Origin of the sequence: Ruminococcus sp. AF20-12LB, assembly GCF_003478985.1 — a bacterium.
GTDB lineage: Bacteria > Bacillota > Clostridia > Lachnospirales > Lachnospiraceae > Blautia_A.
In genome coordinates this window covers 551,273-576,105 of sequence record NZ_QUGH01000001.1, presented here as the reverse complement: position 1 = coordinate 576,105, position 24,833 = coordinate 551,273, and the positions used below count along the sequence as shown (strand labels likewise).

The following is a 24,833-nucleotide window of genomic DNA, read 5'->3' as shown; positions in this document are numbered from 1 at the left end:
GATGATCTGTTTTATGCCTGTGATCCCGGCTTTTCTTCTGTTTCTGCATGATCGCTATCTGTTTTCTGAACAGATTCTTCTGTTTTCTCCGGTGCCTGCATATTCTCTGTCAGTTCCTGCCCGGATATCTCAGTTCTGCGCGGAACCGATTCTGTATTTTTTGCTGCCTCGTTATTTTCTGCAATCAGTTCAATGCCCCGTTTATCGGATACTTCTTTTTCATCCTCGGAAAGTACCAGATCATCCAGATTCTCCGGGATATCCAGGCCCTGCTGAACTGCACGGAGGATCTTCATGAACTCTTTACCTGTAATGGTTTCCTTGCGGATCAGATATTCCGCGATCTTATCCATCTCTGTTCTGTGACTTCCAAGGATCCTCTTGGCTTCCTCATAGGAATGGTGGAGAAGCTTCATCACCTCATGATCGATCTCTGTTGCGGTATCATCACCACAGTTCAAAACTGCTCTTCCGCTGAGATACTGGTTCTCCTGTGTAGCAAGTCCCATCAGTCCGAACTTCTCAGACATACCATACTGTGTGATCATGGCTCTGGCCACCTTGGTAGCCTGCTCGATATCATTGGCAGCACCTGTAGTGACTGTGTCAAAAACGATCTCCTCTGCAGCACGTCCGCCAAGATAGCCTACCAGCATAGCTTCCAGTTCTTTCTTGGTGTTAAGATATTTTTCTTCCTCAGGTACCTGCATAACGTAACCCAGGGCTCCCATGGTACGGGGTACAATGGTGATCTTCTGTACAGGCTCCGCATCCTTCTGGAGTGCATTTACCAGTGCGTGTCCGACTTCATGGTAGGATACGATCCGACGTTCCTGTTTGCTTAAGATACGGTCCTTCTTCTCTTTTCCCACCAGGACTACCTCTACGGATTCCTCCAGGTCCTTCTGTGATACAGCTTTACGTCCCTTCTTGACTGCAAGGATCGCAGCCTCATTGATCATATTAGCAAGATCAGAACCTACCGCACCGGAAGTTGCAAGTGCAATAGCTTCAAAATCAACGGTGTCATCCAGAAGCACGTTCTTGGCATGTACCTTCAGGATATCCACCCTTCCTTTAAGATCCGGTCTGTCAACGATCACACGTCTGTCAAAACGTCCCGGACGGAGAAGAGCCGGATCAAGAACCTCCGGTCTGTTGGTTGCAGCAAGGATCAGAAGTCCCTTGGATGTATCAAAGCCATCCATCTCCGCAAGCAGCTGGTTTAATGTCTGCTCACGCTCATCATTTCCGCCGCCATAGCGGGAATCACGGCTTTTACCAATGGCATCGATCTCATCGATAAATACGATACACGGAGCATTCTTCTTGGCTTCCTCGAAAAGGTCACGGACACGTGAGGCACCCACGCCCACAAACATCTCCACAAATTCTGATCCGGAAAGAGAGAAGAACGGCACCTGCGCTTCACCTGCAACTGCCTTGGCAAGTAATGTCTTACCGGTTCCCGGAGGGCCTACAAGAAGTGCGCCCTTAGGCAGCTTGGCTCCGATGGCTGTGTATTTTCCGGGGTTGTGAAGAAAATCCACAACTTCCTGGAGTGATTCCTTGGCTTCATCCTGACCTGCCACATCCTTAAAGGAAACTCCCGTTTCCTGCTGCACATAGGCCTTGGCTTTGCTCTTGCCTACGCCCATGCCCATGATCCCGCCGCCTTTGTTCATGCGGCGCATGGAGAACATCAGAAGTCCGAACAGAAGCAGTGTCGGCAGAACCACGCTCAGGATCATCGCAACAAACTCACCAAAAACATCCGGCGGATCGGTCTCAAACTTGATTCCCTTTCCTTCCAGTCTCTTGGTAAGTGCTGTGCTGTCTTCGGTCTTCGTGGTGTAATAGCTCATATCCTCGTACTTGGAATTCTTTTTCTTGGGTACGATCGTCAATGTACTGGACTGGATCGTTACTTCTTTAACCTGGTCCTTATCCACCATATCGATAAATTTATCATAGGATATCTCACTGCTGTTATCCTTCAGCATATTGGTAAACAACGCGAAGCACACCAGTGTGACCAGGAGGCATATCAGAAAAGCCAGGATCGACTGATGATTTTTACCTGATCCCTGCCTGGGATCTTTATTGTCAGGTCGCTTCCCGTCCTGATCATTATTCAATTGATTATTCATTTTTTTCCTCCTCTTGTCATTTCTTTATTATAAAGAGAAAAACCATATAAATCAACTGCGAGATTACAAAAATACCATCAAAAAAACACCGCACTGGATATTGCCAGTGAACGTAAAGTTGTAGTATACTGTTCCCAGTGAATTGGAAAATTAAATAGGAGAGGAAATCAGACAAATGAAAATAGGTTTTGATAATGACAAATATCTGAAAATGCAGTCAGAACACATCCGTGAAAGAATCGGTCAGTTCGGCAACAAGCTTTATCTTGAATTCGGCGGCAAACTGTTTGACGACTACCATGCATCCCGTGTTCTTCCGGGTTTTGAACCGGACAGCAAGCTCCGCATGCTGATGCAGATTTCTGATCAGGCGGAGATCGTTATTGTTATCAGCGCCAATGACATTGACAAGAATAAAGTACGTGGCGATCTTGGGATCACCTATGACGAAGACGTTCTCCGCCTTATGGATGCGTTTACAAGCCGTGGCCTGTATGTGGGAAGCGTATGCATCACACAGTACTCCGGCCAGGAAAGTGCCGATCTCTTCAAAAAACGTCTGGAGAAGCTGGGAATCCGTGTCTACAAGCTTTACCTGATCCCCGGCTATCCAAGCAACACTTCCTTCATTGTAAGTGACGAAGGTTATGGAAAGAATGATTATATTGAAACTACCAGACCGCTGGTCGTGATCACGGCCCCGGGACCAGGAAGTGGAAAGATGGCAACCTGCCTTTCCCAGCTTTACCACGAATACAAACGTGGAGTAAAAGCCGGCTATGCAAAATTCGAGACCTTCCCGATCTGGAACATTCCTCTGAAACATCCGGTAAACCTTGCCTACGAGGCTGCCACTGCAGATCTGAACGATGTCAACATGATCGACCCGTTCCATCTGGAGGCTTACGGCAAAACTACCGTCAACTATAACCGTGACGTAGAAGTTTTCCCTGTTGTACAGGCCATGTTTGAGAAGATCATGGGCAGCTGCCCTTATAAATCTCCGACAGATATGGGTGTCAACATGGCAGGTAACTGCATCGTTGACGATGAAGTATGCCAGGAGGCTTCCCGCCAGGAGATCATCCGTCGTTATTATAAGAGCATGAACGCTCTGGTTTCCGGCTCCGGCACAGAGAATGAGGTACGTAAGATCGAGCTTCTTCTCCAGCAGGCTCATGCAGAGATCACTGACCGTAAGGTTGTTCCGGCTGCCCTCGAAAAGGAAAAAGCAACCAATGGCCCTGCTGCCGCTCTGGAACTTCCCGACGGAAAGATCGTATGCGGAAAAACCTCCGATCTTCTCGGCGCATCCGCTGCTCTTCTTCTCAACGCCCTAAAAGAGCTGGCAGGTGTTGATCACGATCTCCATGTGATCTCCCCTGATGCCATCCATCCGATCCAGCAGCTGAAGACCAAATATCTTGGAAGCAAAAATCCACGTCTTCACATTGATGAGATTCTGATCGCCCTTTCCATGAGTGCTACAACCAGCGATGCCGCACGCCTTGCCCTGGAACAGATCCCGAATCTCCGTGGATGCCAGGCTCATACTTCCGTAATGCTTTCCGATGTGGATGTGATCAGCTTCCGTAAGCTTGGTATTGAGCTTACCTGCGAGGCTAAGGCTGAGAAAAAGAAAGAATATCAGAAAGTCTGATCTTATAAACACCAAAATCCCCTGTGCCGGATCTACGTACAAACGCCGAACCGTACAGGGGATTTTTTTGAGGGAATCTATAATCAATCAACTTGCCGATATTTTCCTATTTAATTCATCCTATCTTTCTGATAGACAATACCACCTGTTGTAAATTTCACAACACTTCCGTTTTCGACCATATGAAAATAAGGTTCGTCTTTCTGTTCTCCTGAAAATATTTTCTCAATTCCGTCACAATATATATTTATAATTTCCGGAGATAACGCATACTTTTTATAACAGTCTTTTTCTTTTTCGCAGACATGGGCAGGAAAAACGCTGCTTACTTTTTTTCTGATTTTCTTCAATTTTAAAAGGCTTTCATAGTACACACGCAAAGAAGCAGATGGGGCAAGCGGACTTTTTCCAGGATTCAAATGTCCCCACACTTCCCAGGTGAGCATGATATCTCCTGTAAAAAGCCATCCTTTCTTCTCCTCAAACAATGCAATACAACCCAGGGTATGACTGGGAACTTCCAGAACTCTAAGCTTTTTATCTCCCAGATCAAAGATATCCCCATCCCTAACTGTACAGATTTTTCTTGCCGGTCCGGGATTCCACATTTCAAACGAGAATCCTTCTTTTTCAGGAATTTCAAAGAACATGAGCTCAGACATTTCTCTCAGCTCCTGGTCTACGATCTGATGGGAAAAAGGTTCGTCATACCTTCCCACACATACTTCTTCAAATTGATGATTTCCTGAATTATGATCCACATGAGCATGAGTATTTACAACAATCAGAGATTTTTCTCCACAAAGTTTCAAAACTTCTTCTTTTAAATCGGTAAGTCCCAGTCCCGTATCCAGAAGAAGAGCTCTTTCTGTTCCATTTATCACATACATAACCGTCTTATCTATTTCATTGATCGCCCACAGATCTTTTTCCAACGGAATGATCCTGAATAACTGCATCTTCATTCCTCCTTTATTTTACAGCTCCCATTGTCAGTCCGCTTGTAATATATTTTTGTGCACAGATATAAAGGATAATTGTGGGAATAATACACAAGGTAAGTCCTGCAATAAACAGATTCCACTGTGTGCTGGTAGCACTTCTGAACATGAAAAGATTTACCGTCAACGGTCTCAGTTCACTGTCTCCAATGAGAATACTTGGAAGCAGAAAGTCATTCCAGGACCACATAAAAAACAATACACCAATCGTGACCGTTGCTGGTTTAACAAGTGGAAATACTATCTGCGTCATAATTCGAAAAACTCCACATCCATCTATCGCGGCTGCTTCTTCCAGCTCCCGAGGTACATTTTTCAAAAATCCCGTAAATGTCAGAATTCCAAACGCACAGAAAAATCCAATATCAAGAATGATAATTCCTCCAAGAGAATTGGTAAGATTGGTATTTGTAGCAAGTACAGAAATGGGAATCATAACTGCATGAAACGGCACGATCTGTCCGAAAACAAAATACAGATACAGATTCTGTGAGATTTTCCCACGAAGATGTGAGATTCCGAAAGCGCCGGCAAACGATACAAACAGCCCGCCCAACATGGCTCCCAAAGTAATCACAACAGAATTTTTTAATGCAACTAAAAAATTCATGCTTTCCATGGCATTTTTAAAATTATCAAGATATAAGAATTTTGGTAATGCCAGAAAATCAGCCGCAATTTCCGGACTTGTTTTAATTGAATTCATAACTATCCACAATACCGGTAAAATAAAAATAAAGCCCAATATAAACATTGCTGCGGTACCTGCAATTTTCTTTTTCCATGTCATTATGACTGCACCTCTCTTTTTCTAGTAATATTAAGCTGAATCAAGGAAATTGCTGCTATGATCAAAAACAGGATCACCGATTTCGCACAGCCATACCCCATATTAAAAGTTCCAAATGCATCATCATAAATATTCATGGCAATCGTCTGTGTTGTTTTTGAAGGTCCGCCGCCTGTTAAAGCGTAGTTAATATCAAATGCTTTAAATGCATTTGCAATAGATACAAACAGATTGATCGTAATCGTTGGCATCAGAAGCGGAAGCTGGATTTTTATAATACGATTCAGGCCCACACATCCGTCAATGCATGCCGCTTCCATCACATCAAGAGGAATCGACTGCAAACCTGTGATGTAAAGGATCATCAAAAATCCCAGACCCTGCCACACGGTAACTACTGATACCGCCGCAAATGCTGCTGTCGAACTCCCGAACCAGCTGAAACTTTTTACTGCTTCCGAATGTAAGAGTTCTCCAATTATTGGTGTTACTTTCTGAAAAATAAATGTCCACGCCAAGGCGATCATAACTCCACTGATAATATTCGGAATAAAAAAGAACGCCCGGATCACTGGCTTACCGAAAATATGTGTATTCAACGCCAGAGCTATAAAAAAAGCCAGTACATTGGTCAGAACAATCGTAACCACTGCAAGTTTAAACGTCAAAAACATGGATTGTATAAAATCTCTATCATGAACCAAATCGACAAAGTTTTTTATTCCGATCCAGTTATGCGTTCCTTTGATCAGATTCCAACTGAAAAATGAATTCGGGATCGTTCCAAAAATTAACGGTCCTGCCAGCGCAAAGGTATAAATACACAGTGCCGGCAGCACAAGAAGGAAATAATATTTTTTCTGTTTTCTGTATAAAATGTCCGACATGTTTCCTACCCCCGTATATAGCAGGCGGACTTTTAAAAGTCCGCCTGTTTTCCTGTGTGTTTATTCTTCTGCAAGCTTTTTAAATCCTTCATCAAGCGCATCCAGTGTCTGATCTTCATCGGTTATTCCTGCAAAATACCCCTGGACATCATCGCCCAGAACATCGCTTGCTCCGCTTGGAAGCTGATTCCACAAAGTACTTCTAACCTTTCCTGCATCCATATACGCTTTCAGATCTTTATAATAATCCTTACTTGCAATTTCATCATCTGCTTCAATGTCCATGCAAGCCATAAAGCCGCCGTAGCTGTTGGTCACTGTTTTCAGCCAGTCCCCACCATCTCCGATATAATCAAGCACCTCCAGGGCTTCATCCAAGTGTTCCCCGTTTGCGTTGGCCACGATCGCATCTGTTGCACATGCCACAACTTCTGCATCATCTGCGTTGTCACTTACTGGAACTGCAAAAAATCCGATGGGAAGATCCTGTGTTACACTTCCTACAGAAATCGTTGCCGCATCTGAAAGAAAGATCATTGCTGCTTCCTGGTTTGCAAATGCATAAAATCCTGTGGCCGCATCCGAATCCATATAATTCTGTCCGGAATTTTCTTTCATAAGATCCATAAAATCAAAGACTCTGTCTACGCCATCCACCTTAAAGCTTCCTTCTCCCTTATTCATGGAATCCAGCCAGCTGTCGATCTTATCTTTTCCACCAAGTACTCCTCCGAATAAGGAGCAGAATTCCTGACTTACTGTCCAGTTATCTTTATAAATAGCGGTAAATGGTGTAATATTCGCAGCCTGAAGTTTTTCACAGACTGCTTTCATCTCATCAAAAGTTTCCGGCACTTTTTCAATTCCTGCTTTTTTAAAAAGATCTTTATTATAAAGTACACCCCACCATTCATACATCTGTGGAAATCCCCACACTTTGCCATCATAAGTAACTGCTTCTTTTGCATTGTCATAAAGTTTGTCCACAAACTCATGATCGCTTACGTCTGCCAGCAGCCCGTTCTGTGCAAAATCATATACCTGGGAATAAGAACTTACTTCAAAAAGATCCGGCAGATCTTTTGCCGCTGTCTTTGCTCCAAGATACTGGTTATAATCTCCGGACTGCATCTCCACAGATAATTTTATATTATCATGAGTCTGATTAAACCCTTCCGCTGCCTTATTGTAAATATCCGCAGCTCCGGAAGTCCACACTGCCATCTTGATCTCAACTACATCGTCTGCATTTTTCAGATTACTTTTTGCGTAAACCGGCATCACTGTTCCAACAAGCCCCATTGCCATGAGCGCTGCCATTGCGCACGCTGTCACCTTTCTTCTCTTCATTTGTAAACCCTCCGTTCTTTTTTGATGAACTCATTATATTATAATTTTTAATATCAAAACAGTGCACACTTCTTGACATTATGTGTCACTTTTCATAATATGTATTGGTTTTTTTTGCTCATCATTATATAATAATGCCAAAAGGAGGGGTAAGAATTGTTTTCTATTACTGCAAAATTTAAAGAACACTCTATAAAATTTCGAATTCTTGTCATCGTTCTTCCAGTTGTGATCCTCAGTTATATCATTTTGTTATCTTCTTTTTATATGATTTATGTAAAAGAATCCCGTAACAATATTCTTCTGGAACATGAAAAGAATACTCTGTCTATCGCCAAAAATACAGCCAGTTATTTTTCCTCACTGAACTCCAACATTGATCTGCTGCTTTACGGAACAGAAATTCAGTCTCTGATCCATTCCTATTCAGACAAAAAGCTCAGTCCGGAAGAAGTTCAGTCCCAGTGTAACACCCTTTTCTCCACATATCTTTTAGGTGCTCAGTCTAAAATTCAACGGGTTTATATTGTTCTGACCGATAATGGGATTATTTCCAATCAGACTATTTATAATTCCACCCTGGAACAACAGGAACAAAAACTGGAGCAGCTCAGTGAGTATCTAAAACAACCAAAGGGAACCCTCTGTTATTACTATTCTCCAAAGGAACCTTATACCATCACTGCTGCCAAAAATATTTTTGATATCCAGAAGCCGGAAAAAAAGATCGGTATTTTACTGACTGAGATCAATATCCGGTTTATGGTGGATATGATCACGGAACATCAGGATTCCGAATATAGTTATTATTCCCTTTTTCAAAATAGTGACCTGGTATATACAACTTCCCCCTACGCCCCATCCGTCACAGCCAGCATGAATATGAATTATCACTCCCACAGGGGGAACAATAATTTTTATGCCATCCGCTATTCTGTAAACGATTTCCTGCAAATCGGAGGGCTTCTCAACACAACCGGCGCATTTCATTCGATCAATCGTGTATGGCGTCAGCTACTGGTTATTTCCATATTTTTTCTCTTGATACTGGTTTTCGCCGTTATTCAGATTTCAAGAACCATATCCCAGGAATTTCAGGTTTTTATCACCAAATTAAAACAAACTTCTGTTGCCGATGAAACCGCACTGATCCACACAGTTTCCAGCAACGAATTTTCTGAGCTGACAAAGGAATACAACCATATGCTCCTGCGCCTTCAGGAATCCGGAAAGAAAATCACAGAACAGCAGATTCTTCTGAAAAACGCAGAGCTGAAAACGCTTCAGGCACAGATCAACCCACATTTTCTTTACAATACCCTGGACTGTATCTCAAGCCTGGCATCTCTTGAAAAAACAGCGCAGATTACAGATATCGTTCCAAAACTGGCTGATATCATGCGAATGAGCATCAAAGGCCCTGATCTTCTTCCTATTTCAGAAGATCTAAATTACGTAAGAGAATATTTGGATATTCAGAAAATGCGTTTCCAGGATCGGCTTCTTTTTCTGATCGAATGCAACGATTCCATGGAAGATCTGTATATCCCAAAACTGATCATACAGCCGGTCGTTGAAAACGCTATCATACATGGTATCAGTGAATCTGTGGAAAATGGTTTTCTTTCTATTCAGTTATTTACTTTTAAAGACGATGTGCTGATCAAAGTCTATAACACCGGCCCCCTGTTTTCTCACCAGGTAATTGAAAAGATTCACTCTGTGTCACAAACTTCTTTTTCTGACCAGAAAAGCATTGGCCTTATAAATATTCAGATGCGGCTACGGTCCCAATTCGGAAATTCCTATGGACTGCTTCTTGAAAATATGGAAGACCGTACTTCTGTATGTGTTACGATCCGTATTCCACAAATACATCAAAGGGAGGACCTGACAAAATGAAAATTCTGATCGTTGATGATGAAAAGATCATCCTGGAAAAACTTAAAATGTATATTTCACAGATTTTTACAGAAAAAGAGAATATTTTTACTTCTGACAATGCAGCAAAAGCACTGGAGATCATATCCTCCCGGCAACCAGATATCATTCTTACGGATATCCGTATGCCTGGAAAAGACGGCCTGTATATTTCTTCTTTCGTGCATAATAATTTTCCAGATAAGATCGTAATACTGATTACCGGTTTTTCTGATTTCAAGTATGCACAGACAGCGATTAAAAACCATGTTTTCGATTATATCCTAAAACCAGTAGACGAAAACGTCCTGAAAGAATCCGTATTGAAAGCTATACATACTATCACAGAACGGAAAAATCAGGCGATCATGCGCAAAAAATATGAATCCTATCTAAAAGAAAATATCAGAAATCTTCAAAAAGATTTTTTTGAACGATTGCTTTTCAGGAACACCACTTCCCTTTCTTCTTCTTTTCATGAAGAAGTCACCATGCTCCGCCTGGATCATATTAAAAGCTATTACCTTTTATACTGCAAATGTTCTACAACAATTTCAAAAGATCTGGAAAAAGAATATTACTTTACGCATATCGCCGAACATTATCTTCAGGAACAGATTCCGGGAGCTCTTATTTTTTCTTATGGAAACGCTTTGTATTCCTTATGTCCGGACATTGATGAAAAACAACTTACAAAAATAACTAATTTCATACACGGGGAACTGAAAAAGAATCACGTTATCATGTCCGCAGCCATCAGCAGTCACTCTGAGAATCTGTCTGAAATTCCCCTGCTTCGAAGCCAGACTGTAGAAATTTTTAACACCCTGAAAAATTCCAGTCATTTTGTCATGCTCTACCGTGATCTGGAAACCAACCCCGTTGCTGTCATGTATGAAAAATCCAACTATTTTCAGGTTCTTCTCAATTCCCTGTCTTCCGGTGACAAAACAATGATTCAAAAGCATTTTGATGAGATCTCCCAGTTTTTCACCCGGCAAACTCCTGATGAGTTCAACAGTTTCATGTATAGTTTTATGACTCTTTTTCTTTCTTTTTTTCAGTCAACTTCCACGGAACTGTCAGATTCGGTACGTCAGATCACAAAAACACAGAAAGAGCTTTTTTCAACCTCCTTACTTCCGGAAAAAAAGACTGAAATATTTCGGGACTGGATGTTTCAGATTGCAGGTCTTCTGAATACTGATAAAATTAATAAAAACAACTACCTGACCAGTCAGCTGATCGAATATATCCGTGCAAATTATGAAAAACCTCTGAGCCTATACAGTATCGCCGATGAATTTAACCGAAGTACTCCTTATATCAGCAGATTGATCAAACAAACAACCGGCAAAAATTTCACGGATCTTCTTACCGATCTGCGTATTCAGAAAGCGAAAGAATTGCTGAAAACTTCTTCCTATCACGTAAATGAGATATCCCACATGGTAGGATATCCCAATTTTCGTTACTTCAGCCGTATTTTCAAGCAGCAGACCGGTATGACTCCCAATGATTACCGGAAGATTTCCTGCCGTTTTCACTGAATTTTTATACTACTTCCCACACTATCCCCACCGCATTTTTTGGTAACGATGATCTTATTTTCGATCCGCTCTTTCAATTCTGACACATGTGAGATAATTCCTACCAGACGTTTTCCGTCGGCCAGACTTGTCAGGGCTTTCAGGGCCTGTTCCAGGGATTCCTCATCCAAGGATCCGAATCCTTCATCTACAAACATGGAATCCAGCCGGATTCCCCCTGCGCAGGCCTGGATCTCATCAGACAGGCCCAGTGCAAGGGACAGAGATGCCTGGAAGGATTCCCCGCCAGACAGCGTTTTCACACTTCGTTCCGTGCCGTTGTAGTGATCGATTACATTCAGGTCCAATCCGGCTTTCTCTTTCCTGTTTTCACTTTGTTCCTGCCGCTTCAGTTCATACTGCCCGCTGCTCATGGTCAGAAGACGGAGATTAGCCCTTCTTAAGATCCGGTCAAAATATGCCATCTGGATATAAGTTTCCAGCTCGATCTTTGCCTTTCTGTTCAGTTTTCCGTTTGCGGTATCCGAAAGATTTTTCATCCAGACATATTCTTTTTCCGCCGCAGTCATTTCCGTCTGACGTACCTGCACTTTATGATATATTTCCTCATTTCCCTTCTGAACAGAAAAAAGTGCTTTTCGTTTTTCCGAAAGCTGTGTTTTCTCTTCCCTAAAACGGCTGTACTGCTCTCTGAGCGCATCCTCATCTACTTCTCCGATTTCTTTTTTCTGCTCCTCAAAGTTTTTTACAACCGCTGTTATTCTTTCCTTTTCCGCCCGGATCTCCTGCAATTTCTGTTGAGCTCTTCTGCTGCTTTCTTTCAGCTCTTCATACTGCTTCCTCTGTGTTTTTATTTCCTGTTCCAGAGATTCTTTTCCACCTTCTCCGAGCTCTTCGTTCAGCTCATCCACTTTCTGTGCTTTGTTCTTCCTCTCTGTTTCCAGACGTACGATGTCCTGTGCAGCTTCATTGATAACTCTTCCCAGTTCTTTCAGAGTCTTTTCTCTTTCTATAATCAGCTTCTCCAGATCCTGTTTCTGTTTTGCTTCTTTTTCCTTTCCCTGAACTTTTTCTGACAGGCAGCTGAGCATATCCTGTATCTGTCTTTCAAATCCTGCAGCTGTGTTGTCCGTCACTTCTCCTTTTCCTGCCACCAGACTTTTCTGAATCAGTTTTCGGATCTCTTCTGCTGTTATCTGCTGCTGCTTTTTGTTTTCCACGTCTCTTGTCTGAAGACCGGCCTGTTTTCTGTCACATTGATTTTTCTCTTCCTGTAACTGAACGATCTCTGTTTCCAGCTTTTCGATCCACGTTTCTGTTTCGTTCTTCTTTTTTTTACGTTCTATTGCTATGCGAATCTCTTCCTCGCTGTCTGCCAGCTGCTTTTCACATTGGTCCTGTTTTTCTTTCAGCAAAGGGATCAGCTTTTTCCATTCCGTCTCATGTAAAAGCTCTTGTGCCTCTCTCTGGATCTGATGCCATAATGTTTTCTGGCGTTCTTTTCGTTTTCCTGCTTCCACACTCTGCGTATTTGCGTCATTCTCCAGTCTGTCCAGCTTTTGTTTCTCTCTGTCCAGGATTTCCTGATCCACAACCTGTCCTTTGGGAAGTATTCCCGGACGCGGATGCTCGAAAGAACCACATACCGGGCACGGGCAGCCCTCTTTCAGTTCCTGCGCCAGGAGCCCTGCCTGCGCGTCCAGAAAACTCTGAAACAATTTCTGGTAAACTTCTCTCTGCTTTTGTACTTTTTCAATGGAAATCTTATATTTTTCCTGCTGCTCTTTCGTGGCATTATAAGCCCCTTGAAAAACCTTGACCAGAGCAAGCAGCTCCTCTAATTCTTTCTGTTTCCGATTCCATGTATCCCTTTTCGTCTGTGCTTTCTGAAGTTCCAGTTCCGCGCTGTCCAACTGTGCCTTCTCTTTTTTTCGCTGCTCCAGCTCTTCCTTCTGCTTCGTTTCCTTACAGCTGATCTCTTCCAGCCATCCTTCCACCTGTTCCTGTTCTTTTTTGATCTTTTTTTCTGTCAACAGGCAGCTGTCATAGCTTTGTTTTTTACTGTCCAGTTTATCGTACTCAAATTTATATTTCTGTAATTGTTCTCCTGCATCTGCCAGAGTTTCAAGATATCTCTTTTCTTCCTCCGCTTTTTTCTGTAAAAGCTGCTCCTTAAGAATATTCTCCTCTTTTTTCCCTCTGCTCTCTTCCAGTTTTCCTTTTGTTATTTTCAGTTCCTTCTCTGTTTTCTCCAGTTCCTGATATTTTTTCAGTTTTTCTTCTTTTTCACGGATCTGAATCCCCAGTTTTTCACATCTGTGATCTGCATCTTTATATTTTTCCAGTTCCTCCGCAGCCAGCTGCAGTTGTGGGAATAATTCTTCCAGCTGTTTCTCTGCCTTCTTCTTTTTCAGTTCCAGATTTCGCTTCTGTGCTGCAAGATTTTGTATCTCTTCTGCTTTTCGCATCTTCCGCTCAAGCACGTCCTCTTCTTCCTGCAGTTCTTTCTCCTGTATTTTCCCGGATTCCAGAAACTGTTTCAGAAGTTCCAGGCTCCGTTCCAATGCACCTTCAAACTTTGCCTTTTTCAGGTCCTTAAATTCTTCAGCTTCCTGACTGGAAGCTGTCTCCGTTTTCACACCGTCCAGATACTGGGCAATGCTGCGGCGCATTTCATCATATTCCTTATATTGTGCTATTGACGCATCCTTAAGTTTCATCTGGATCTGCTGATAAAGCCCTGTGTGAAAAATCTGCCGGAAGATTTCGCCTCTCTGCGCCGTTCCTGCCAGGAGTAATTTCTGGAAATCCCCCTGAGCGATCATAGCGATCTGTGTAAACTGCTCATAGCTTAATCCCAAAAGCTGTTCTACTGCGAGAGTTACTTCTTTCGCTTTTGTCACCGGCTGACGTTCATCCGGATAGATCAGCTGCGCCTCCGCTTTTCGCAGAGTCAGGCCTTTTCCCCTCTTTTTCGGTGCCATATATTCCGGTTTTCTGAGAATCTGATAGGTTTTTCCCTGATAAGAAAAAATCAGTTCCACAAAGGTCTCTGTGGAAGGCTCTGCATATTTACTCCGAAACATGGCCGGATCTCTTACTTCTCCGCTGGCTCTTCCGTATAAAGCATATGTGATGGCATCAAAGATCGTGGTTTTTCCTGCTCCGGTGTCCCCGGTGATCAGATAAAGACCACCTTCTCCAAGTTTTGAAAAATCAATTTCTGTTTTATCTGCATAGGGCCCAAAGGCACTGATGATCAGTTTTTCCGGTCTCATTTTTACACCTCCAAAAGCTTACGGATCAGTTCTTCCGAAAATTTTCGCTGTTCCTCATTCATGGGCTGATTATTCTGCAGTTCAAAAAATTCTTCAAAATATTCCAGTTCCGACTTTCTCTCTGCTGGTTCTGTTCCATCAATCTGTTGGTTTTCTCTTGTTCGGCGGTTATCATATTCCAAACGCATAAGATTGGGATAGATGGTGCGAAGTTTTTGCATGCCATCCACAATATCTTCCTCATCTGTCAAAGTGATCTGCAGATAATCTTCTGTATTTGTATCCTGATAATTGGACAGTGCCGTCAGTTCCATATACGACCCTTTTAATTTTCGCATATCTCTCAGCGGTTTCAGAGGAATTTCCCTTACAGTGAGGGTTCCCTTTTCTTCCAGCTGCACGACGGTTACGGATTTCTGCTGCCCTGCTTCCGAAAAAGAATATTTTAAAGGTGTCCCACAATACCGGATCTTCCGGCTTCCCACATTCTGCGGACTGTGGATATGTCCCAATGCCACGTAATCAAAATCTTCAAAAACTCCCGCCTCAATCTGATCGATCCCTCCCACAGATATCTCCTCCGAGTCGCAGCGCATGGCTCCCACCACAAACTGATGGGCCAAAAGAACATTCCTTTTCTCCGGGTCGATCTCCATATGTGCTACCGCTGCCTGCACTGCCTCCTGATACGTACGGATATTCTCTGAATCTTCTTCTCCTTCCAGCCCATGTCGCACCACTGACGGCCGAATAAAGGGCAGAAGATGGATCCACACTTCTCCGTATCTGTCCGTTAAACAGTACTTTGCTGTTTTTCCGTTATAAACCGGTGACATACAGATTCCACTGCTGCTCATAATATTTGCCCCAAAAGCGATTCTTTCCGCGCTGTCATGGTTTCCACTGATGGCATAGACCGGAATCTTTTTTTCAGCCAGACTTGTGAGAAAGCTGTCAAAAAGCTGTACCGCTTCCGCAGAGGGAATCGGACGGTCATAAAGATCTCCCGCAAGAAGGATCCCGTCCGGTTTTTCCTCATCTATGATTCCCAGGATCTCCCACAAAATATATTTCTGATCTTCCACCATGGAAAACTCATTTACGCGTTTTCCAAGGTGAAGATCGGATAAATGAATCAGTTTCATATATTTTCTCCTTGTTTTATCCACCCTCCAAATAACTCCGGTTCCATTTCAATCTCACAGGCAGTGAGGGCATCTTTTAACTGACTCAGGTCACGCACACCGGTTACAGGAATCGTCTGAAATGGCTGATGGAAAAAATATGCCAGGGATAAAACCTGCAGGCTGGATTCTGTCTCTTTCTGCAGCTTCCGGAGTTTTTCATATGTGCGAAGATTTGTAAGATTCCAATATGCTCTTTTCTGCTCTTGGGAAATTCCTGTTAATTGTTTTTCCATTGTCTGCATCCAGATCTCATCCACTTCTTTTTCTGCTGCAACTGGAATTCCTGCCTTTTCAAGCTTGGAAAAAAATCCCATGGCAGTGGAAGAAAACGGCACAGATGCTGTTTTTGTCTTACAGTGCCACTGATACTCTTCTTCCGAAAACTCTACGAGAGTCGGATCCGGATTGGTGTTGCCGCCCGGATTGATTCCTGCAAGACTCCACTGATTGGATACTGCCGTGATTCCCGGCAATTTCCTTTCCCTGAGACATTTTTCTATTTCTTTGAGACGCTCTGTACCATAATTGGAAAATCCATAATAGCGGAGCTTTCCTTCTTTTTTCAGTTCTTCCAGAATATCCAGGATCTCTTCCACCGGTTTCTCCGGATCATCTCTGTGAAGCCAGTAAAAATCTATGACATCTTTTCCAAGAGTCCTGCAGCTTTCTTCCAGATCTGCGCGGATCGCCTCCCGATTTACTCTGCTCTTTGACGGATCTTCAAAAGAATAATGCGCGCCCTTCGTAGCTACGATCACTTTTCCATCTGTCTTCCTCTGTCTCAGCCATTTTCCAATGATCTGTTCGCTGCAGTTCCCAAGACCTTCCACCCATTTACAATACACATTTGCCGTATCAATAAAATTTCCTCCGGCCTGAACAAACGCATCCAGGATCCGAAAACATTCTTCCTCATTTAACTTTTCTCCGAAACCAGCTGTACCCAGACATATCCTGCTGACATTCAGCTCCGTATTATTCAGATCCACATATTTCATTTCCTGTACCTCCATACCCCTAAATATAGTCTGTAAAACATTCCCTGGTCTGTCACACCTTTATCTTCTATTATAACTTTTTTCTAAAGCCTGGAATAGTCTGTTTCTTTATGATTATATAGAAAAAAATCCCCCGGCAGATAACTGCCGGGGGAAATATCCTGTTTTTTCAACAGTATGATCATTTATTATTTGTAAAGTGGTCCATAATTCTTGCAAGCGCGGAAGTCTGCACCCTCTTTTTCCATACCGAATGCGTTCCAAGCTGCCGGACGATAGATATCCTTCTCAGGAACGTTGTGCATGGATACCGGGATTCTCAGCATAGAGCACATTGTGATCAGGTCTGCACCGATGTGTCCGTAAGAGATCGCACCGTGGTTAGCACCCCAGTTGTTCATTACATCATAAGCTGTTTTGAACGGTCCCTCTTTGCCATCACATCTTGGAGCGAACCATGTACATGGCCATGTGTAGTCTGTACGTTTCCAGAGCTTGTCAGATACCTCTTCCGGAAGGGCTACTGTCCATCCCTCTGCGATCTGAAGAACCGGTCCAAGACCTTTTACAAGGTTCAGACGGATCATAGTTGCAGGCATCTGAGCACGAGTCTCATAACGGCTGGAGTATCCGCCTCCACGGAAGTATCCGTTGTCGGCCATACACCACTCTGTGTTGTCCATGATTGCTTTCTGGTCTGCCTCTGTAACATCCCACCACTGTTTCATAACTGGTGTTCCGTCAGCCTCTTTAGCCTGTCCGTTAGCATCCAGGCAAGCAGCACCGGAGTTGATCAGATGAAGGAATCCGCCAGCTTCTTTGGCAACACCCTCAAGGTCATATCCTGTAGCTTTCTTAACTGCCTCCGGGCTCCAGTATGTACGAACATCAGCGAAGATCTGAGCACGTCCTGTAAGGAGTTTCATGAACAGCATTCCAAGTCCGTTAAGAACATCGTTCTCTGTAGCAAGAATGTACGGCTCACGAGCGCCATTCCAGTCGAAGGATGTGTTCAGCATAGCCTCTGCGAAGTCACCGTTCGGATAGAAGTCTGTCCACTGTCTCTGGCCCTGGAATCCAGCTGCAAGAGCATTGTGTCCGATTGCTTCCTCGGAGAATTCCGGAGCAAGATTATCACAGCCGTTCATCAGCTCTTTGATGATAACTGCCATCTTAACAACAAACTCGAACTGCTCCTCTTTCTTCTCTGGTGAGAACTGAAGCTCTTCCGGGTTCTTGTCCCAGCCGATCTTGCAGGTCTCTTTTGCCCATTTGAGAGCTTTCTCAAACTCTTCGTGATCGTAGATACCCTCTGTCATACGACGGATGATCTCTACCTCATCAACAGACTCAACTCTCATTCCGAGATAGGACTCGATGAAATCAGAATCGATGATGGATCCGCCGATACCCATTGTTACAGAACCGATCTGCAGGTAGGATTTACCTCTCATGGATGCAGCTGCAACTGCTGCGCGGCCGAATCTTAACAGTTTCTCTTTAACATCTTCCGGAATGGATGTGTCGTCAGCTTCCTGAACGTCATGTCCGTAGATACCGAATGCCGGAAGACCCTTCTGTGCATGTGTAGCAAGAACGGATGCCAGATATACAGCACCAGGTCTCTCTGTTCCGTTGAATCCCCATACGGCCTTGATAGTCTGTGGATCCATATCCATTGTCTCAGCTCCGTAGCACCAGCATGGTGTAACTGTAAGAGTGATATCTACACCCTCTTTACGGAATTTATCCGCACATGCAGCGCTCTCACCAACACGTCCGATGGTGGTATCAGCAATGACAACTTTTACAGGCTCACCATTTGAATATTTCAGGTTCTCCTCGAAAAGCTTTGCTGCGGATTTGGCCATGTTCATAGTCTGGTCTTCCAGAGATCCTCTTACATCGAGGGCTCCTCTACGTCCGTCGATGGTTGGTCTGATACCGATAACCGGATAGCTGCCTACTAATCTGCTCTTTGCCATAGTAACAATTACCTCCTAAATTTATATTCACTATTATAACTTACAGGTTTTTCAGGTTCTGACAACATTACTGTTCACTCCGTTCTCAGCAACACGCTTCGCGATGCACCGAATCTATGCTGATCGCATAAATCCGCACGGTATGTCTCAGGTTTTCTGTGGCCTTCGCTCACAAAAAACACCTCGCAGAATATTACCAATGAACAGTAACCCGACACCCCCTGTCCGAACTATGCTTTTATTATACGATTGCATCTTTTAAATTACTTGTGTTATAATAGCAAAAAACAGTACAATATTCACTTTTTCGTATGAGTTCCTAAAAAATCTATAAAATTTAAGAAAGAAGGGTTGTATTTTGCACGATCTTGGAAGAAATGAGGACAGACTTCGAGGTACCTATGAATTTCCTTTTGAATTCCACCACATTGACAGCAGCCATCCACGCTATGTCATGTCCTACCACTGGCATGTGGAATGTGAAATCATGCGTGTATTACAGGGCACTCTCACCGTCACTTTAGACGAAAAAAGTTTTACAGCCAAAGCCGGAGATGTAATTTTTGTCAATAGTGGAGTTCTGCATTCCGGAATTCCTCAGGATTGTATCTATCAGTGCATTGTTTTTGATATGAACATGTTTCTGAAATTTAATTCCGTCTGCACAGAATATATGCAGAAGATCAGCCACCAGGAGCTGCTGATCTATCACCATTTCACTGAAAAGCAGCCTGATATCCGGAGAGCAGTGAACTCTCTTTTTGATTCTTTCTGGCAGAGGAAGCCAGGATATGAACTGGTTGTATTTGGACAATTTTACCACTTTTTCGGATTGGTTTTTGGTAATCATTACTACCTGGAAAGCCTGCGGAAAACCAGACGAGATTACAAGCGCATTGTCCAGCTGAAGCAGGTCGTAGAATTTATTGAAAAGAACTATGCCAGCCCCATTACCCTGCAGGAGCTTTCCGCTTCGGTTTCCATGTCTCCCAAATATTTCTGCCGGTTCTTTTCCGAGATGACTCATCAGACACCAATGGATTACCTCAACCGCCAGAGGATCGAACAGGCCTGCTGCCAGCTGGCTACCACCGATGATTCCATCACGGAGATCGCCTACCGGAATGGCTTTAATGATCTGAGCTACTTTATCCGTACCTTCAAAAAGTACAAGGGAATCACCCCCGGAAAATATAAAAGACGCTGAAATATTTTTCACGTCCTAATGGTACATACCTGAGCATTACATGACAAAAAGCAGGATCTCGCACATATTGCGGATATCCTGCTTTTTGAGGATGGGCTGTTGTATGTAAATACAGTTTTTTCGGCCTGGCGGAGAACAGTCATGCCGGAACGGATTCCCGTTTTGCAGACGGGCTATGTTCATGTCTTTATGAATACATGCTACTCTTCTGTATAAGAAAAAAAGCCGGCAGGGCAGATTTTCTGCATGAAAAAGCCGACGCAGATCGTGAAGAAGTCTGATCTCTGTTCACTCAGTGACCAGCACCTGATTATGTCTTAATTGAAAGCGGATACGATCACCCACCTCACTGCTTGCTTCTGACCGACGGATATCTCACACAGTCGGTCCATCTACTCGAAGGGATTCCACTGCTGCATAGAACTCTGCTTGCGAAATGCCTGTACGCTGCACCGGAACGTGCAGCAGAAATATGATACAGTTAAAAACGATCCGGCCGCACTATAGCCGCCGGATGTTTCCTGCTTGTCTTATTCTAACAAATGCCTATTTAAAATGCAAGAAATTTCAGAACATTTCGCTCTTCATTTTTCGACGGCAAAAGTCTCTTTCCTACAGATTTTTCACCGCGTATATAAACCTTTTTCCGTATTTTTCGTACTTGTGTCTGCCAACTCCTGTCACATTCAGCATTTCCTCCTCGTTTCCAGGCTTCAGAATACACATATGGATAAGGGTTTTGTCGGAAAAGACCATATAAGGGGGAATTTTTTCCTCTCTGGCGATCTCCAGGCGAAGAGCACGGAGCTTCTGAAAAAGGGGCTCATCCTGTTCTCCCAGCTCACCGACTGCAGATTTCGGAAGTCTGCTCCGTTTCTCTTTTTTCTTCGGCTCCTGCTCTTTTGGCATTTTCATTGTGAGGATATGCCCCTCCTCCAGAAATGACCTGGAAGCGGCGGTCAGCTTCACAATAATATATCCGTCATCCGTCAGATGCAGATATTCCTTCAGTACCAGATAATTAAAGATCTGCCGCAGCCGGTGTGCCGGGATCTTTGCACAGACTCCATATTCCGGATTTCCATCCATCTCATACTGCCGGATCTTCGCCGTAGATGCACCACGCAGAGTATCCAGGATCACATTCACCCCGTATCTCTGACCACTGCTTTCCACGCACCGGATCATTGCCCTGGCCTCCCGGCTCACATCCTGCTCTTCAAACTCGGTCTGGCAGTTCAGGCAGTTTCCGCAGTAGCTTTTTCCGTATTCCCCAAAATATTTCAGGATGTACTCACGCAGACAATCATGGGTAAAGCAGTAAAAGGTCATCTTCTTCAGTCTCTCCTGATCACGTTCCCGGACAAGGCGCCAGGCTGCCGCATCCATTTCCTGGTTATCCTGTCCTCTCTCGATAAGATACTGATTGGTAACCACATCCTTCCCGCTGTAAAGCAGGATACATTCCGCAGGATCGCCGTCACGGCCCGCACGACCTGCTTCCTGATAATAGCCTTCCATGTTCTTCGGCATATTATAATGAATGACATAGCGCACATCAGACTTGTCAATCCCCATTCCAAATGCATTGGTGGCTACCATCACACGACAGCGGTCATAAATAAAATCATCCTGATTGTTCCGGCGTTCCTCATCAGAAAGTCCTGCATGATATCTGGTGGCCATAATGCCGTCACGGATCAGCTTTCCGCAGACCTCCTCCACCAGTTTTCTGGTGAGACAGTAGATGATTCCACTGTCGTCCGGATGCTCCAGTATGTAATCGTGTACTTCCTTATATTTGTCTTTCGGTGTTTTCACTGCAAAATAAAGGTTTTCCCGGTCAAATCCTGTGGTTGTGCAAAAGGGATCCTGAAGTCCCAGAAGTCTTGCAATATCCTCCCTGACCTCCTTCGTGGCTGTAGCTGTAAATGCACTGATTACCGGTCTTTTTGGAAGCTGTGCCACAAACTCTGCAATCTTCAGATAGCTTGGCCGAAAATCCTGTCCCCACTGTGATACACAATGTGACTCATCCACTGCGATCATGGAAATATCCGCACTCAGCGCAAAATCCAGAAACGCCTCTGTGGTAAGCCTCTCCGGTGCTACATAGATGATCGGATATCGTCCTGCCTTTGCATAGCGTAAGGCTGTGAAATACTGCCCCTGCGTCAGAGAGCTGTTGAGGTATGCTGCTGAGATACCGGCCTGGTTCAGGCTTCTCACCTGATCCTTCATAAGGGATATCAATGGTGATATCACCAGCGTGATCCCCTTCATCATCAGTGCCGGTACCTGATAGCAGATCGATTTTCCTGCGCCGGTTGGCATCACTGCCAGAACATCTTTTCCTTCAAGAAGCGCATCGATCACTGCTTCCTGCCCTTCTCTGAAAGTATCATACCCGAAGTGGGTCTTTAAAAGTTCCTGTTTCGTCATAAATCGACATGATCCTTTCTGTTACGTTCCCACCGGAACTGTAACGCTTCTCTTTTTCATTGTCGAATCGCTGCTGTTTTCCGAATATATTATTTTAACATATTTACAGATAAATTGCCAATTGATACAAAAAAATCACAAAGCACGCTCTCCCTGTTTTTCCTGTTATAATGCTATAAGAGAAAGAATCTGTTTATACTGTCCCACAGCAGAGGACCATAAATTCACGGAGTACCCGGTTCTCTGTTCAGTAACAGCCGGAATGCTCATAAAAAAAGGGGGTTTGTTATGTGTAAAAGAAAAATAAAAACCATCGAAGCAATTTTTTTCCTGATACTTTTTTCCGTTATTGTGCTCCTGCTTCCCCAGGATGCCCACGCCAGAGTCCGGGTCGTGACCTAAGGAACCACTTCCACCATCCGTGATACCGACGGTGTGATCGAAGATGAGTTTTCAGACATTAATTTCCCGATCAACATCAAAAATGCAAAATCCAGCAAGCCTTCTGTACTCGCCATTTCCGAAAACTATCTTGTCCCAAAGAAAAAAGGGGCAGCCACAGTTACCGCAAACTTAAACGGTGTCAATCGTAAGATCACTATTACCGTAACCACACCGGCCGCCAAACCTACCGTCAAAAATCTGACACTGAACCTAAAGCCCGGAAAAACCATGACAAAAACCCATTTCATCCAGAACATGGTCCAGGCACCAGAAAAAAGGGATATCTCCGTTAAATGCCTGAAGCTTAACTGGAAATAATCCGTTTAAAAGGGACGTGCAGCAGTATTGATTCAAAAATCATTACTGTGACACGTCCCTTTTTATTTATGCTCTCTGAGCTGTCTATACGTTTTGTTTTTATCCTGTATCCTACAGTACCTCATTCAGCACCTGCAGTCCATACTCCGCGAGGCTGTTATCCTCTTCGCCGGTGCCGCCGCTGATACCGAGACCGCCGATGATGGTGTCTCCAACCTTCAGGGGCACGCCGCCTCCGAATATCACAATGTTGTCACTCATTTTTCCAAGACCATAAAATGTCTGGCCCGGCTGTGTCAGTCTGGAAAGCTCCATGGTGGACATCTTCACTGCCACAGATGTATAGGCCTTTTTTACGGCCATATCAAAACTTACAAGAAAAGATCCATCCATCACATGAACCGCAACCGGATTTCCATCCGGACTGCATACCGCAATTACAGAAGGCTTGTTTCTTCTCAAAGCTTCCTGCTCGATCCTCTCAATGAGTCGCTTGGCAGAATCCAGTGTGATACGCCCCTGGATACCCATACGCTTCAGCACTTCCTGGATCATCGCCGTGTTTGCTGCCATACTGTCATTCTGTGCCATTGCCGTATTTCCTCCCGCTGTTGTTGTCACAGTCCCATTCTGCGCATTAAAAGCCTGTACAGCACTTTTCTGCACCATCTGTGGCTCCTGTGCTCCTACATCCACCGCCGATGTACCCGCTACAACATCTGCACTATTCCCAACAGTTCCTGCAGCTTCTGTCACAACATTCGCTTCAGTCCCGGTAGTTTCTGATTTCGCAGCTCCCTGAACACCTTCAGAAGCTTCATTCTTCTCTTTGATCTTCGCTGCATCCACATACCTTGCCAGTACATAAAAATAATCTGACAGTCGGTTCATATATTTCTTGGCTCCGGTATCCGATCCAAACTTCACACTGACCAGCGCAAGCTCTCTCTCAGCTCTTCTGGCCACAGCTCTTGTCACATCAACCTCAGCCGCAACCCGGGAATCCCCCGGAAGAATCGGAAGCCTCTCTCCGGAAAAAATCTCTTTCATCCGGCCAATCTCCTCCTCCAGAAGCTCCGTCCGGTCTTCACTGACCTTAAACTCCCGATTATAAGGATCAGAAACCCCATCTATAATCTTCTTCAAAGTCTCCGAGATCTTCTCCAGCATCCGGACAACATCCACATCATCAACCAGAACCCGCACAAGCCCAATATGACTCATCAGCTCCTCAACTGACCCCATCAGACAAATCCGATCATCCGACTTTGAAACATTCTTCGTATGGGAAAGATCCGTCATCCCCTTATCACCATACCCGGTATAAACCTCCATCCCAGCTCAACCTCCCAGCAACTCCTGATAAATAATCCCACCCATATCAGACCAATTTTACAATCCTCAAAATGCTACGCATACCACACATACGTAAACACACACCACAATCATCCCGGCAAACCAGGCGCAGTGTCCACAAACGCGTCCACGTATTCCACGCAAACGTAACACACACCACAACCATCCCAGCAAACCAGGCGCAGTGTCCACAAACGCGTCCACGTATTCCACGCAAACGTAACACACCACAACCATCCCGGCAAACCAAGCGCGGCGTTCACAAACGCGCCAGTCTCCGTCAAAACGTCACACATTCAAGGCGCCCACG

At 44.1% G+C, this 24,833-nt stretch carries 16 protein-coding genes; 5 read left to right on the top strand and 11 right to left on the bottom strand.

Annotated elements, in window-relative coordinates; all coding sequences use genetic code 11:
• Positions 1–11: 11 nt before the first annotated feature.
• A complete protein-coding gene (gene ftsH / locus DWX61_RS02575; RefSeq protein ID WP_118513147.1) occupies positions 12–2,150 on the bottom strand; it encodes an ATP-dependent zinc metalloprotease FtsH in 2,139 nt (712 codons plus the stop codon).
• A 175-nt stretch (positions 2,151–2,325) separates the two neighbouring features.
• Here ftsH and DWX61_RS02570 point away from each other — a divergent pair, with 175 nt between their 5' ends.
• Positions 2,326–3,810, top strand: a complete 1,485-nt coding sequence (locus DWX61_RS02570) for a DUF1846 domain-containing protein (RefSeq protein ID WP_118623606.1) — start codon at positions 2,326–2,328, stop codon at positions 3,808–3,810.
• 110 nt (positions 3,811–3,920) lie between these two features.
• Here the strand turns inward: DWX61_RS02570 and DWX61_RS02565 are convergent, their stop codons facing one another.
• The 4 genes from DWX61_RS02565 to DWX61_RS02550 form a co-directional block, all read right to left on the bottom strand.
• A complete protein-coding gene (locus DWX61_RS02565) occupies positions 3,921–4,769 on the bottom strand; it encodes an MBL fold metallo-hydrolase (RefSeq protein ID WP_182433930.1) in 849 nt (282 codons plus the stop codon).
• Positions 4,770–4,782: 13 nt separating this feature from the next.
• A complete protein-coding gene (locus tag DWX61_RS02560) occupies positions 4,783–5,517 on the bottom strand; it encodes a carbohydrate ABC transporter permease (protein WP_243101071.1) in 735 nt (244 codons plus the stop codon).
• Between the two features lie 83 nt (positions 5,518–5,600).
• Positions 5,601–6,488: a carbohydrate ABC transporter permease gene (locus tag DWX61_RS02555; RefSeq protein ID WP_118513151.1), complete on the bottom strand. Its 888-nt coding sequence runs from the start codon at positions 6,486–6,488 to the stop codon at positions 5,601–5,603.
• Between the two features lie 60 nt (positions 6,489–6,548).
• Complete coding sequence (locus DWX61_RS02550) at positions 6,549–7,838, bottom strand: ABC transporter substrate-binding protein (RefSeq protein ID WP_021651522.1); 1,290 nt, start codon at positions 7,836–7,838, stop codon at positions 6,549–6,551.
• A 156-nt stretch (positions 7,839–7,994) separates the two neighbouring features.
• On the opposite strand from DWX61_RS02550, the gene DWX61_RS02545 reads away from it, so the two are divergent.
• Together DWX61_RS02545 and DWX61_RS02540 are read left to right on the top strand one after the other, a co-directional pair.
• Positions 7,995–9,740 (top strand): sensor histidine kinase, encoded by a 1,746-nt coding sequence (locus DWX61_RS02545; protein ID WP_118623604.1) that lies wholly within the window; start codon positions 7,995–7,997, stop codon positions 9,738–9,740.
• Entirely contained in the window at positions 9,737–11,308 is a 1,572-nt protein-coding gene (locus DWX61_RS02540; RefSeq protein WP_182433929.1) for a response regulator transcription factor, read from the top strand. The genes DWX61_RS02545 and DWX61_RS02540 overlap by 4 nt, the downstream gene beginning before the upstream one ends.
• Here the strand turns inward: DWX61_RS02540 and DWX61_RS02535 are convergent.
• From DWX61_RS02535 to DWX61_RS02520, 4 genes are all read right to left on the bottom strand, one after another.
• Positions 11,302–14,586, bottom strand: coding sequence for an SbcC/MukB-like Walker B domain-containing protein (locus DWX61_RS02535; protein WP_118513153.1), 3,285 nt, complete (start codon positions 14,584–14,586; stop codon positions 11,302–11,304). The two genes, DWX61_RS02540 and DWX61_RS02535, sit on opposite strands and share 7 nt — an antisense overlap.
• Positions 14,587–14,588: 2 nt before the next feature.
• Positions 14,589–15,731, bottom strand: a complete 1,143-nt coding sequence (locus tag DWX61_RS02530) for an exonuclease SbcCD subunit D (RefSeq protein ID WP_118513154.1) — start codon at positions 15,729–15,731, stop codon at positions 14,589–14,591.
• Positions 15,728–16,771, bottom strand: a complete 1,044-nt coding sequence (locus tag DWX61_RS02525; protein ID WP_182433928.1) for an aldo/keto reductase — start codon at positions 16,769–16,771, stop codon at positions 15,728–15,730. The genes DWX61_RS02530 and DWX61_RS02525 overlap by 4 nt, the downstream gene beginning before the upstream one ends.
• Before the next feature lie 188 nt (positions 16,772–16,959).
• Positions 16,960–18,756: an L-fucose isomerase gene (locus DWX61_RS02520; RefSeq protein ID WP_015525941.1), complete on the bottom strand. Its 1,797-nt coding sequence runs from the start codon at positions 18,754–18,756 to the stop codon at positions 16,960–16,962.
• Positions 18,757–19,114: 358 nt separating this feature from the next.
• Here DWX61_RS02520 and DWX61_RS02515 point away from each other — a divergent pair, with 358 nt between their 5' ends.
• Positions 19,115–19,963: an AraC family transcriptional regulator gene (locus DWX61_RS02515; RefSeq protein ID WP_118513156.1), complete on the top strand. Its 849-nt coding sequence runs from the start codon at positions 19,115–19,117 to the stop codon at positions 19,961–19,963.
• A 612-nt stretch (positions 19,964–20,575) separates the two neighbouring features.
• Here DWX61_RS02515 and recQ read toward each other — a convergent pair.
• Entirely contained in the window at positions 20,576–22,405 is a 1,830-nt protein-coding gene (gene recQ, locus DWX61_RS02510; protein WP_118623600.1) for a DNA helicase RecQ, read from the bottom strand.
• A gap of 435 nt (positions 22,406–22,840) precedes the next feature.
• Between recQ and DWX61_RS02500 the strand changes: the two genes are divergently transcribed.
• Positions 22,841–23,167, top strand: a complete 327-nt coding sequence (locus DWX61_RS02500) for a hypothetical protein (protein ID WP_118623596.1) — start codon at positions 22,841–22,843, stop codon at positions 23,165–23,167.
• A gap of 111 nt (positions 23,168–23,278) precedes the next feature.
• Here DWX61_RS02500 and DWX61_RS02495 read toward each other — a convergent pair whose 3' ends face one another.
• Positions 23,279–24,502, bottom strand: a complete 1,224-nt coding sequence (locus DWX61_RS02495) for a cob(I)yrinic acid a,c-diamide adenosyltransferase (protein ID WP_118623594.1) — start codon at positions 24,500–24,502, stop codon at positions 23,279–23,281.
• Positions 24,503–24,833: the final 331 nt, after the last annotated feature.

What these genes read in the sequence shown, in the direction of transcription:
- DWX61_RS02560 (WP_243101071.1), bottom strand. Translation starts at nt 5,517, where the DNA reads ATGAATTCAATTAAAACAAGTCCGGAAATTGCGGCTGATTTTCTGGCA.
- DWX61_RS02540 (WP_182433929.1), top strand. Translation starts at nt 9,737, where the DNA reads ATGAAAATTCTGATCGTTGATGATGAAAAGATCATCCTGGAAAAACTT.
- ftsH (WP_118513147.1), bottom strand. Translation starts at nt 2,150, where the DNA reads ATGAATAATCAATTGAATAATGATCAGGACGGGAAGCGACCTGACAAT.
- DWX61_RS02530 (WP_118513154.1), bottom strand. Translation starts at nt 15,731, where the DNA reads ATGAAACTGATTCATTTATCCGATCTTCACCTTGGAAAACGCGTAAAT.
- DWX61_RS02565 (WP_182433930.1), bottom strand. Translation starts at nt 4,769, where the DNA reads ATGCAGTTATTCAGGATCATTCCGTTGGAAAAAGATCTGTGGGCGATC.
- DWX61_RS02535 (WP_118513153.1), bottom strand. Translation starts at nt 14,586, where the DNA reads ATGAGACCGGAAAAACTGATCATCAGTGCCTTTGGGCCCTATGCAGAT.
- DWX61_RS02570 (WP_118623606.1), top strand. Translation starts at nt 2,326, where the DNA reads ATGAAAATAGGTTTTGATAATGACAAATATCTGAAAATGCAGTCAGAA.
- DWX61_RS02520 (WP_015525941.1), bottom strand. Translation starts at nt 18,756, where the DNA reads ATGGCAAAGAGCAGATTAGTAGGCAGCTATCCGGTTATCGGTATCAGA.
- DWX61_RS02495 (WP_118623594.1), bottom strand. Translation starts at nt 24,502, where the DNA reads ATGGAGGTTTATACCGGGTATGGTGATAAGGGGATGACGGATCTTTCC.
- DWX61_RS02555 (WP_118513151.1), bottom strand. Translation starts at nt 6,488, where the DNA reads ATGTCGGACATTTTATACAGAAAACAGAAAAAATATTATTTCCTTCTT.
- DWX61_RS02525 (WP_182433928.1), bottom strand. Translation starts at nt 16,771, where the DNA reads ATGAAATATGTGGATCTGAATAATACGGAGCTGAATGTCAGCAGGATA.
- DWX61_RS02550 (WP_021651522.1), bottom strand. Translation starts at nt 7,838, where the DNA reads ATGAAGAGAAGAAAGGTGACAGCGTGCGCAATGGCAGCGCTCATGGCA.
- recQ (WP_118623600.1), bottom strand. Translation starts at nt 22,405, where the DNA reads ATGACGAAACAGGAACTTTTAAAGACCCACTTCGGGTATGATACTTTC.